Raw genomic sequence first — 12959 nt, forward strand, 5'->3', positions numbered from 1 at the left:
ATCATGTGTCAACCTGCAAAATAATGATACTGTATATTTATACAGTATCATTATTTATAGAAAGCTGTCAATTAGAGTAACGCTTTATGTGGCTCTTAAATCGAGACCTCATCTCACAGTAAAACTGACGCCATCGCGATTCAAAGTCAGGTTTGTCTTAATCACTACTTTTTCAACATAGTTTTATCTCCACCATAGTAGTCGTAGAGCTAAAAAGACACTTTATTATCGCTGAACACATCTTCTAGGAAACCCTCAAGAAAATGAAAAGGGACTGGATATCGGTAGCAACGACAAGCTGTTAGGAGCAGTGGCAACTTACCTTCTACAGCAGCAGACATTTTCTTGAACGAATCTAACGAATCACATTCCTGAGTTATATGCTCTATGGCTAAATCATTGTTCATTGGAAAGTTGGTCGAAGTCGAACCGTGCATATCTGAGTTCGAATACATAAATTTCTCACTATACTTATTCGGATACCAGTACTGTAATGTGCAATGCGCTAGCTTATCTGTAGCGAATTTTTCCAGTTCTTGGCTGACTGAATTGAGACCATAAAGAGAGCAAAATACCGTAAGAAGTGGGTATAAAATACTAGCCTCAGTAACTTTGTACTTGTAGTTACCATCTGCTCTGTCTTTGTTTTGATGCTCAAGCAGCTTCTCAAAGGAGTTATGGACAATTGGATACATACCATTGCTACCAAAAGCGAACATACACATATTAACCACTTCCGACAACCAACTCTTAACAAACTCATCAAGTTCTGAATTGTTTGAAAGGAGCGTTAAAGCAAGAGCTAAATCAATCGCTTGGGAGTCTTTATACGGTGACAGTAGTAGAGGATTATTAACCACCAAAAGGTTAATAGACTTAGTGATTTCTCTGAGGCGGAGGCGCAGCAGTTCTTGCTCTTGGTTCTCTCCATCTGTTGGCGGAGTTGCCGTATAACTTTTTATCAGCGCATCTAAAACCCAATGTCCTTTCACTGACAAACGTCCTAACACATCAAACAGCTTAATATTTACGTCGATGGAACTTGGGGATTGGACTGCGTGAGATATTGCGTACTTTAATCCAACATATGGTATTAAGCATTGATCTACATAACAATCTGTTATTTGTTGATATGTTTCGAGAATACTATCGAATGATTTTGAAGCCTTGTTCCTTCCTGTGTAATATTTTTTAGCCTTGCCCCAAGCCAATAGCAATGCTTGCTCCGACGAAAGATATGCAGCTTCTAAATTACCTCCATCCCGACACCATGAGTATAGAACCCATAGACAAACGTTAATTCGCGTTATAGATGATGCTACCGAATCTGCATCGTTAGCGTTTGACATTACCTGATCAATCAACAATGAGAAATGTTGACTAGAGCTCTCAGGCTCTTCGAGTAAGGCTAAGGACTTCCTCAACAAAGCCTGGCTAGAACTGGGAAGTAGCTCTTCTTTCAACAAATGTTGTTGAATCAACTCCGACAGCTTATCACCATTCCATTCCTCAAAAGCAATATTGTCTCTAGTGTTCCTTTGCTCATAGCCAGATACTTCTTGCCTGATCCCAGAGTTAATATCGCCCCCAAAACATAGACAGATTACAATCTTTTTACCTCTGTGTTCAGGTGGTAAACGACTAGGGATAAATGAGTCTTGAATTTCATCTAACGAAGGTCTAAGAGCTTGATCTGCGCTTCCATTCCAAGTGTCACGAGTAAGGTTCCCAGATTTAACAGAAAATAAGTATACTCTTTCTTCCTCATTAGTTAACCGTCCTACGGCTGCTATATCGACACCATATTCTTTGACACCGCGAGTGGGCGAAATGAACACATTCATTCCTATACTGCTCAACAAATCGGGCAGCACAGCATCCAATTCTTTTCGTTCTTTCAATGAAGCTAAATATTGCTTAAGAATCAACTTCATTTTTCATTCTCCCGTAGCGGTAAACCCGTAATTTATAATCTAAGTTCTCAGGATCTAAAACGTTCAGCCTTGGCATTTCGGTAGAGTGAGTGAAAGAGTGCATTTGCATCTCTTGCCGTACTCGACTTCCATCTCCTTGGTGCACGTAGTAAATTGAGCTATTCCCGTACAATAATCGCTGTGTCGTCACAATTTGGCTTATGAATGATGATCTTGATGCTTTTTCGTAAGCTGCTTGCATGTCTTTATTGGAGTTTTTCCAATACGCCTGTAAATTTTCACTCGGAGCTATTAACTCTTTCAAACCAGATACTTGCTCGATATCAGCATGGTACGCCTGAAGTTTGCCAACTAGACGTTCCCATAAACTAACTTGAACACCTTTATCAACACACGATTGGAAGAACTGCTTAAGCTCTCCTGGATAGCTTAAAAGTAATGGGTCATACAATACCTGTTCAAGTTCTTTACGAGTGGATTCCGAAGCTACATCGTAGATGGATAGAATGAAGCTCACCGCAACAACAGGGCGAGTAAACAGCCAACCAACAGCCTTATGACCAACAAATTCTTGCTTCATTCCATCGTCTAGTAATGCAACTTCAGCTTCTAGTTCTATATCGTTGCCTGAAACATCATTAAGTAGATCTGAAACACCACGACAAAGTGAAGATGTACCAGACAACAACCATTTTGTAATGATGTGACTCAATAAATCTCTGTGTCTTGTCAATAACTCGTGGGTGAAATAGTCAAATGCTAGAATTTCCACATCAGCGGCCACAAGCGATTCCAATAGCTCGACGGCATCTGAAGACGCTCCCTTCTCTACCAGTTTGACTAGCAAATGATCTATATTATCAATGGTGCCTTTATGGTCTGGGGCAACATTAGCTAATTTATTTAGGAGAAGATTCATGACACTTTCTGGAAAATTGATTCTTTGAAAGGCAGTAAGTTCCGAAATTATATGTAGTGCCTCTGGGTGAGTAACCTCTGAAAAGGTAGATATAAGGTCTTCGATTTTCGTCCAGTAGAGTGGGAACTTTTCTCCAAAGTGGAGTATTGCCCTTAGTATTGCAGCACGACAGCCACTTTCTTCCTCGTTAGTGGCACTGCTACAAAGTAGCTCCCAAATAGTGCAAGCTTGCACTTCACCTGCATCAATACGCCCCAGAGTAAAATAAGCTTGATGTCTGACAGCGTTATTTTCTATTGCAATCAAGCTTTCCGTAGTCTGGATAGCTTCAACCACGCTACCTGAGTCATACGAGAGAATTGAACTAGAGAGAAAAGGAGCATATGCGCTAAGGTCACTTTGTTCTAGGATAAATCTAACACTATCTCTTGGACGATTAGTTTCCATTCGACAAAAACGTTCATAAGCTCTATAGACCCCACCAGCAGCCAAATCTCTTCCTGCCAACTGCGTCAAGTTAACAAGGCAACGTAGGACATCTTCAATGCTTGCATGTAAAGACGGCAGCACGTTTTCAAAGGCGTGCAAAACAGTGAAAAAATTATATCTACTTGAGCTCTTCTCAACCGTGCTTACAATGTTGACAAGTTCAATACTTCCTGAGTTATGCAGCTCTATTAGAGTCTGCTTCAAAACCTTCTCGTCAGAGTTTATTTCCTCACAGTACATCTCATCAATGAGGGAAAGTAGACCTTCTCTCGTATCACTTACATCTTGGAACCTAGCCTTTATTTCTTCCAATGACATTTCTTCCCTCTAAATAGACAGTCAATAAGAACCGTGCTTTAGCTTGTTCAGCTACACATTCTCTCAGCAATAGCCTCAAGCTTCTCGAGATCTAGACGGCCGTTAGCCCACCCTTCAGCAAAAGGTATTGTGTTTGATTTAGGAAGTTGGTTTTTATGAAGATCTCTGACCCTGATTCTCGAAGGAAGAGCGGCTCCTTCACCAACGAATATGGCTTCTTGTTGTGACAAAATAGGTAGAGATCCAACCATCCCAGACAAGCCATCTGGTAGAAAGCGGGCGACATGCTGTTGATCCGCAGAGTTAGTAAGCCTTAATACAACCCAAGTGCCACACTGTGATATCACAGTGCTATCTACATCTGCGGGCCTTTGACTTACTAGCATTAGGCCAATCCCATATTTTCGACCTTCTCTTGCAATGCGTCTTATTGCTCCTTGTGCTGCTGCATATTGCGCCTCTCCATGATCAGGCACATATCTATGTGCTTCTTCACATACGAGCAGAATTGGATCTTTTTCTTTCTCTTCTTGCGTCTGAAATACTTTATATTGAAATAATAACCTAGCAATCAAGGCTGCTAGAGGGCCCGCAACTTCGTTAGGAAGACCTGAGATATCTATTATTCTAATATCTTTATTTTCCTCAACAGGAACCCCAACAAGCTGGTTTAAAACCTTGTGAAGTCTAATTTCATCTTGTTCACCTTCCCAACATTGCAGCATAAAAGAGAGTCGCTTATCTCTTCGGAGAACTCTCACCTTATCTAAGACTGATGGAATACGAGCTTTCCCTAAATCTGTAGGTGGCAAGGTCTCAAGGGTTTTTGTACCTTTTTTAAAACGTCCTCCTTGTATAAATCTTATATGACTCTCAAACTCATCTAAGCAAAACGGTCTTGGTTTATCTCTATCAAACTCAAGAATGTCCGATGTGTCTTTTTTATCACAAAGATTTGGATCATCATGGTTTTCTAGTTCTTTTAATACTTCGGTGCCAAACTCTCTAGGGCACGGCTGCACAATTCCTGCCGCAACCATTCGAGCATGCGTCAAAGCTTTTTGAACGATGTTGTTTTGGCTAGTGGCACTTTCTTCAGTTTTGCCAACTATCAAACTGGTAAATTCATCGCTTGACATTAACCAGTATGGTAATTTTATTAGTTCTTGCTGATCTTCACCCGCTGCTATGTCATAAGCTCTATATTGTATAGCCCTTTTACTGAATGCAGTTCCATATTCACCATGTGGGTCAATTACAACAATTTGCGGAGAAAAACTCTTCTTTCCAATGTTATGCTCCAAAACGCTATGAATTATTGCGGCGACAGTTCCCGATTTCCCTGAACCTGTTGAGCCCAATACAGCACAGTGCATCCCGAACATTTTGTTTATATTCGCTCTGCAAGCAGTTGACTCCGATGCGCTATATACAGCAAATGGAACTAAGGGATCTACCTTCTCTTCTCGTTCACCTTCAGCAGAGCGATAAACACATGAAATCTCGTCATTTGTTAATAAGAACACGCCTTGCTGAGGCAATGGGTATGTCTTGATACCTCGCTTAAAGGACAATTGGGAACTAGAGTTATTCCAACTACCTTCGGCCAATAGTTGCACTTCCATAAGCCTTTGATCAGATTCAGTATTTATAGGCATGCCAACCTCTAGCAATTCTTCAGAGCGCATTCGAAGCATTGTAACCAAACCGAAAATTACCTTTCGACCGTAGTGGATCTTAACCATACTGCCGATTTGTCCTATTGGATAAACTCGGCCATCGAAAGTTCTAGCTAGTTCAGAGACCTTATTAGAGATTTCAACTTTGATAGTCGTCCCTGAGACCTCAACAACTTGGCCTATTTTCAGCTCATCAGTTGGTGTAAACATGATTTATACCTCACATCCGTTTTTAAGTACTGATGTGACACCTTCGAATGTCCACCAATAGTCATCATTATCTTTTCTTTTTAAGGGGCCTTTCGCACCTACATGGAGACCATGAAGAGATGCAATAATTACTCGCGAGCCATAACTCGAAGTGCGCCATCGCTCTAGGCAGGATGGAATTTCTTCTCGGCATTCAAGAAAAGCGACTAAAACGGTTCTGTTGTCATCTTTAGACAGGGCGAACTCAATTTCGTTGTTGATGTGGTCATCACCAAAACTATAGCCACACACAGCTAACACATTACTATTTGAAGAGTTTAGGGCTTTACGAAATAGATCAAATTGTGCTGAGAATGGATCTTGTTGGGTTGCTATATATTTTGTGGCTTGAGGGTAGATCAGCACGCGGCGGTCAGCCTTCGGATAGCGATCATTATCTCTGACTCTCCAGACATGTCCTTTTTCACAAAGAAACCAGTCTATTGAACCATGCATCTTGATTAAGTTGGCACGTTGACCGTTAGTAGGGACAGGTTCACCATAACGCTGAGTTCGGTGAGCTACTGCCCCCCCAGAAAAACCATCCCAGTAGGGGACTTTGTTTAACGCCAAAGCATCTTCTAGCAAGGTGTCATAGTTAGTCGTAAAAATGTTTACGGGTTTTCTCCGCTCATAAATACCAGCGCCTGCGTGATTGAACAGAGTATCAATAAACTCTTTATGAGAGTCAATTTCGACTATTGGTTTAAATACAGTTCCTTGTTCAGTTGTGTTTCCTTCTTTGTCTTCAACATAGCCACTTCTAATTACATTTGAGATCGATTCAAGTATTAAACGATGGGCTTCTTGCAGTTCCTCCAACTTTACTTCAGCACCATTGATGCTGACCTTTTTATCTTTACACCTCTCCGCCAAGGCTGCATAGTCACCTAAATGGCTGAGAATATGTTCGATATGACACTCTTGAGGCAACTCTATGAACAAAGGGGCAACAATCTTATCGAATATGCCTTGATTGTCCGTTTCTAAGTCTTTTTTAACTTTATTTGTCAGCGGGTACATGAGTGGCAGTTTAGCGTCAAAACTAATACCTGCGCCCATTAACCAGCTTTGCTCGGAACACTTCAGGTGTTCCTCTACTTGAGAAAACAAATCTACGTCTATGAGGTTTTCCATTCTAATCCTTTGATTTACCTTGCATGTAGTAAGGTTTTATTACTCCAATACTGCTCTTGTTGACTAAGCAACTCAAGTCATAATAATAAGTAATATGATTTAATCAGATTTGCACTACAACTAGGAATCTGCGGTGCGAACAAAAAATAACCTTTCCGATTACGGGTAGCTATAAGCTTGACTATTATCTTCTTGCAATCTTATAAGTTATATCTTTGACTTTTATAGTTTGTGATATGAAGAATTTGTTCACTTGAGTAGAGGTGGACGGCGAAGACATCTAGTGATTTGCATTACCAGAAATTATCCGAAGACAAATAGAAGAACTAAATTTCTAAGTAGGATCTATCCAAAAGTAAGATACGCCTTCCACTGACATGCATAACATATCAGACTAAACTTTGCTTTCAAGGATACGATTTTGCGCTAATGGGGGTTTCTGATCTGAGCAGCAAACCATAGTTTGCTGCTGTTTGTATTGAACTCAATCCGTACCATCTCGCTTTATGGCACCGCAGAAAGAAGTGCCAAGTTCAATTGCCAACGTATCGCTAACACGAGCAGATTAAGTTCCCAGTCAGCCCTTCTAACGGTTAAGTATAATAATCAACGAGGCTCCGTGTATAAGGAGACATAGTGTAGACGTAACAGTTAACGGAACATCCATCCATCACACGTTTAACTCTCCTACCCTGAAATCCCGCAGCATCCAACACAGCCCTAGTCATGCAGAGTGCTTTCTCAGGCTTTACTCTTGCTTCTCCAATCCGCAGAGATTCAGGCAAATAAACATCAACTTTACCAATATTTGTAGCCTGAAGCCGCTCGATTAATGAAGATGCAATCTTTTGATTTACAACAATTTCGCATAATGTGAAGTCAGATCCTGACGCTAACTTTCCAAATTCCTGACGTAGTATAGATCGACGATAATAGTGAGCGTCTGAGTGAAATAATTTATAGACCTCAATATCGAACTTGGTACAAAAATCAATTTCCTTTTTCGTTATATCCTTAACATTTGTTTTTTTCTGGATACTGTGACGTTCAAGGCGAGATCGCTCAGCTTTTGTCTTCCCTTGCTTACCCTCTAACACAACAGCTTCTGATTCAGAGATATCTGATTCTGATAGAACTGCTTTTACTTCACTTGCCTTTAGTTGTTTTTCGTTTTGCTTTCTCTCATTGAATGCAAGATTTCTATCCTCTTTAGATGCATCGAGAGATGGGTGGTCTATCAGATTAAATTTTAGAGTTTTTAAGGCCTCAGGAAGAGTAATCGCAATATTGCCAGTCAACAGTTCATGCTCAGTTTTATACTCAGCTAAAAGCTCTGCGAAGAATGGTTCTGCTGCACCTTTTCCTTGCACCTCTGTTAAATGTTGAGTGTGGTCAACAGTCTTGGAGCGTTCCATATTAACGCCATAGACAAACTCAGTAGCGGTTCTAAAACGGCGAGGAAATTGAATCAAGCCAGCAGGATCCAAGGTACCATTGGCAATAATGTATATTTTGTCCGTGTAGTGCTCCGTGATAGAGAACCCCCTACCTAAAGTTGGAGAACACAAAATTGCGCGGTATTTTCCCGACTTTATTACCGCATTTGGATCTTCAAGAAACGCCTTCTGCGCTTCTCTACCATGGGTTTCAGAATTAAGAACTAGAATGCTCTCATCTAAAGCAGTTTCATCATTTAGAGATTTATTGTCACGACCCTTCAACCCTTTCAAAAAAACATTAAGATCCTTTAGTCTGTCAAATAGAACTACAACAGGCTTATCATTCGCAGTAACCGCAGCCGTAGCTTCTTGGAATACCATGTCTTTAGTTGCTGTACTTACAGTGATATGGCTGTAGTCCTGCTCGATATTGAAAATTCGGATGTCTGGTCTTATCGAAGTTAGTAGTTTCGCAGTTAATGGAGAGATATCTGCGTCAGCAACAACCAGGTGAGGGGCAGTCTTGATAACCCGAATCAATGAATCAATAATTAACTTCCTAGTTTCTACCGTCATACGATTCTTGGACTTTGTGTTGTCGTTTCCCAAAAGAATATTTCTGATGCATGATTCGATTTCGTCAATCACTACAAGATCACTGGATAATACTTGCTCAAGAAAAATCTTTTTCCCCAGAGAGTTAACACAGACTGAAAAAGCTTTAGGGTTAAGGTAGTCAATGTTACTTGCGCCAATTTCGTAACTAACAAAGCCTTCACCGATACCACTATGCGTCGTGCTATTTTTGTTAATGATTGTTTTTAGAGAAGAGATAAATGATACTTTTTTTCCTGAGGCTAAGTACGTTCTTATCAAGGGGTCAAGTAGTTCAATATTTTTTCCCGCACCAGTCATAGCTTTAATAGCCAAAACTAAAGCCTTTGACACCTCAGAAAGCTCCGCTATGTTGGTGATATTTTCGTCAGGGCTTAACAACAGGTTTTCACGTACCACTTTGATTAGGCAATCATTCTTACTTTTTGCTATCTCACCCGATTCAACATTTGACATGCCATACTTCTCTAATCTTTTCTTAAATCCTGCCCTTGAATACTCAATTCCCACAGATGATGCTGCGATAGAACAAAGTATGCGTTTGAAGTACATATCGCCAGAGATCGCATATAGACGCGCGTTCATGTGCAGATAATTATTGGATGAGAAATGTTCTCCAGTATCAAAACATAAAAAGCCTGATGCTGAAGTATACGTATACTCTTTGATAGTACTGGCAATCTCTATACTACTTGTAACCAGAGTTATCTGATGTCTCTTGGTCGGCTGATAGTAATTTAGCACATCCACAATTGGACAAAATGGCTCAATAACATAGGAGTCGGGATAAGCTTTGAGGAAGTCGCTAGCTGTAATATCGACCAATAGGAAAGCAGTTGACTTATTGTTTGTTTCTGGCTGATTATATACAGCATGACGAGCAGTATGCTCTGCTTTTATTTTCTTTATACTCATGTTGTGAATCTCTGTAATTATTATAATGATTCTTTTACTGTTCATTTATACAGTATCGCGACAAATTGGCGCTGTCAACAGTTCATTCGACTAAAAAATATCCTCATTGGCCCTGCTACGCAGGAAACTAGCGATGTTAAGGCTTATTGGTTGTCATGCCTCCATAGCCATGTCCAATAGGCAACTACAAATCTACTCACTTGGCTCTTTTTATATATAAAATAAGAAACATGAGTAGATACGGTTAATTTTTGACCAGCCATCTAAATACGATTCATACTTAAACCTCGATTTTTCGTCGCATAGCGACGGCTTAATTTGTCTATAAAGCTGGGAGCCCTAGTTACAGCTCCCAGCGCTCATGACATTAGAACGGCGCTATCTGACGAACACTGTCCAGTATTGTGTCTACGATTGCACCAATACCCTGTGAAGCATCAACTCGAAGCCACTTACCCACAGGCTCCGCATCACTCATTTGCACATACAGATTACGCAAATTGTTGTCCGCCTCATAGGTCAATGTCTTACTATCCTCTATCGTGCAATTCTTTCTATCGTTAATTCTCTTGTTCCTCTCATACATTGCCAAATCAAGGAAAACCGTAAGATCAGGTTTCAAGAGATCGCTTTCTACTTCATGCAACTTGTAGTGTTGTTCGTTGGTCATCCAGCAATGATAGACCTGAGTTGATAACCAATAACGGTCTACCACTACGTTCTGACCAGAAGCTATTAAACTTTGAGCTTCGTCAGCCACATTGAGCACTGTAGCCATGTAGAACAACTGCCTTGCCTTGGGATTGTTCTTAAAAACGGCATCGAGTTGTTTACGAGTATCTTTGAAGTCAGATCCAGGTGTAGTTAGTAATTTAGCATTTAGCTTCTTTGCCAGGATTTTGGATATTGTAGACTTACCACTACCATCAAGGCCTTCGATTACAATAAACATGTTGTCACCCCCTGCTTTGTTAGTTTAGTAGCTAGATTTCTCATTGCTTTCCATTCCTCGTTCGTGAAGCTGTCACTTTCGACAACATGTAGGATCCCCGATTCATCAATGAGACCTTCTTTAATTCCATATATCTCTTTATCTACCGATAACTGCGTTCCTTCCAGCAGCATCAGTGGAAATGCCTTGATATTCAAGACATCACGACTCTGAAGGAATTGGACGCTTTGAGAGAAACTATCTAGTGTTTGAGTTGGTAACCCATAGATAAGGCTGACTTCAAATGACATGTTTTTGCTTTGAAGCATTTCGATAGCTGAAGATACTTTCTCAATACTATTACGACGGTTAATTACGACAGATTCAGCCTTGATGGCTGTCTGTAGGCCGAACTCAAGGTAAGTATTAAGTTTAGAAAACAATCCTAGGAGGCGTTCATTAATGTCCTCAAAGCGAACTTGAAAAACCAGCTCTGCTTCCAATTCAATTTCTATTGCGTACTCCAAGATTTCGTAGGATCTGCGCCCTTTGCGAAAGATAGGGTCAAGCACGTTTATCCGTTGAACGTTTTTCTCTTTAAACAGGCGCAGTTCACTTTTGATAGCTTCGAGTGGGAAATCATAGACCTTGTTGTTTGCGACATCACGATGAGCACAGAATGAACAGGCATAGTAACAGCCTCGTTGGGTATCCCAATGTATCATTGGCTGGTTCTCAGCAATCTCGATGGCACCATTCAAGTACGGTGAGTCAAGTGAACCAAAATCTACCTGATTAGTCAGAGTTAATTTATGGAGAAGTTTTTCCTGCATGAAGGCCTCTGGTAACGATACTTCTCCATAGCTTGGCAGATAGATATCACCACCAGGGTAGAGCTTCTCACATGTATCCTCATGAATTTGATACCCACCCAAGATGATATTGCCCTGAAAACCTTTCTTTCTGCATTGTGTAATCAAGGGCTCAATCAAATCAGTGTTCCACATGTAACACCCGATAGCTAAACCATGTAGCTCTTCCAATTTGTATTGATTGTCGATTTCGTTAGCAATCTCTCTTACAGACGGGTTTTCCACTTTATTTTCGTTCATTTCGATAGATAAGTGATCTACTGAAAACTTATCACCATAGTGTTGGTGTTGCTTACATGCAGACAGCAATACTCCCGCCGCAAAGCTGGTCGCACTTTTACCTCTTTGGGTAAAATCAAAAGTAACTATTAGACATTTATTAGTTTTGCTCATAGTAAGATCCATAATCCTGATTCTGAAAAGCGGCTACAAAGGCTTACGACTTTCTCAAGTACACACTTCGCAACCTATAACGAGTAAATAACGCGGTTTATCAAAGGTGCTTGAAGTGCTTTTCATAACCTTGGCGTCGGAAAAGCTTGAACACTTGGTGGTGCTTCCCTTGCGATAGAATCAAACGCAAGCTTCGTCCGATTCTAAATCGAATCAGGGATGGATTAGATTTGACGATTTTTCCACCAAGCGAAGTACACGAAGTACCGTTTGCAATCGCACTTACTACATCGATTGTTTTTTGGCGGGTAGATCCTGGCAGTTCGCGCCAGATTTTTTTGTCGACAAGACAGATACAGTCAGAATTTGAGCTAGACAGCTCAGAACTGTGTTGTGGGAATTTGAATACAATGTTTTGCATTTAGACATACCTTTATTTGTGTTGGTACGTCTATACGCATAGAAAATGGTTTTTTTTCGCTTTTTATTTCACTGATGGCAACAAAATCATATAAGACACTGATTTAGCTTTGATTAAACTTTCAATTAGGTCATCAGTTATCACATCGACATCTATAAAAGTAAGCATTACAGCTCCCTCATCTGGGATGAATTCCCAGCTCTGATCTGATGTTATCCAACCCTCAGAGTCCTCGTACCTATAGTGTATTTGAATCTCTGACTCACTACTGAACTGAACGGATTGCTCGCCTTGAATCTCCACTATCTGCTGGCTTCCCCATTCGACAGTAACAAGAAGCGCATCTGTTACTCTGTCCTTCTCATTTAATGATAAAGCTAAATCACCTAATAGCTCTTCTTCTCCCATCAGAGAGACTTTTGGAGAGTTGATAGACTTTTTAAGAAAGCGCTTTGCTTGCTGGTAATGATTTACAAACTGCGGCCATTTGGCAGAAAAATAGCAAAACCGATCCAAGTTTTCTCTACGCTTAACAGCCTCGCTCCATACTCGTTCACGTTCTGGCTCGCTAATTAGTTCTTTCCAGTCATTTGTATTAGTGTTTAGCCCCTGAACCATCTCGTCCAATGAAAGTTTATCTAACGCCAT

The 12959-nt window shown here is 40.5% G+C and carries 9 protein-coding genes; all 9 read right to left on the bottom strand.

Annotated features, from left to right (window positions below; genetic code table 11):
• Positions 1–209: 209 nt before the first annotated feature.
• A complete protein-coding gene (locus AACW90_RS05505) occupies positions 210–1934 on the bottom strand; it encodes a hypothetical protein (protein WP_390231938.1) in 1725 nt (574 codons plus the stop codon).
• The gene (locus tag AACW90_RS05510; protein WP_390231941.1) at positions 1918–3660 is read right to left on the bottom strand and encodes a hypothetical protein; all 1743 of its coding nucleotides are present in this window, start codon (positions 3658–3660) and stop codon (positions 1918–1920) included. Before AACW90_RS05510 ends, AACW90_RS05505 begins: the two co-directional genes overlap by 17 nt.
• A 47-nt stretch (positions 3661–3707) precedes the next feature.
• The gene (locus tag AACW90_RS05515; RefSeq protein ID WP_390231944.1) at positions 3708–5549 is read right to left on the bottom strand and encodes an ATP-binding protein; all 1842 of its coding nucleotides are present in this window, start codon (positions 5547–5549) and stop codon (positions 3708–3710) included.
• Between the two features lie 3 nt (positions 5550–5552).
• Entirely contained in the window at positions 5553–6725 is a 1173-nt protein-coding gene (locus tag AACW90_RS05520; protein ID WP_390231947.1) for an SIR2 family NAD-dependent protein deacylase, read from the bottom strand.
• A gap of 593 nt (positions 6726–7318) precedes the next feature.
• Positions 7319–9694, bottom strand: coding sequence for a hypothetical protein (locus AACW90_RS05525; protein ID WP_390231950.1), 2376 nt, complete (start codon positions 9692–9694; stop codon positions 7319–7321).
• Between the two features lie 367 nt (positions 9695–10061).
• Entirely contained in the window at positions 10062–10646 is a 585-nt protein-coding gene (gene tmk / locus AACW90_RS05530; RefSeq protein WP_390231953.1) for a dTMP kinase, read from the bottom strand.
• Positions 10634–11890 (bottom strand): B12-binding domain-containing radical SAM protein, encoded by a 1257-nt coding sequence (locus AACW90_RS05535; protein WP_390231956.1) that lies wholly within the window; start codon positions 11888–11890, stop codon positions 10634–10636. Before AACW90_RS05535 ends, tmk begins: the two co-directional genes overlap by 13 nt.
• 100 nt (positions 11891–11990) lie before the next feature.
• A complete protein-coding gene (locus AACW90_RS05540) occupies positions 11991–12311 on the bottom strand; it encodes a ParE family toxin-like protein (protein WP_390231960.1) in 321 nt (106 codons plus the stop codon).
• Positions 12312–12374: 63 nt separating this feature from the next.
• Positions 12375–12959, bottom strand: coding sequence for a hypothetical protein (locus tag AACW90_RS05545; RefSeq protein WP_390231963.1), 585 nt, complete (start codon positions 12957–12959; stop codon positions 12375–12377).

Origin of the sequence: Vibrio frigidus (genome assembly GCF_042465995.1) — a bacterium.
Classification (GTDB): Bacteria; Pseudomonadota; Gammaproteobacteria; order Enterobacterales; family Vibrionaceae; genus Vibrio.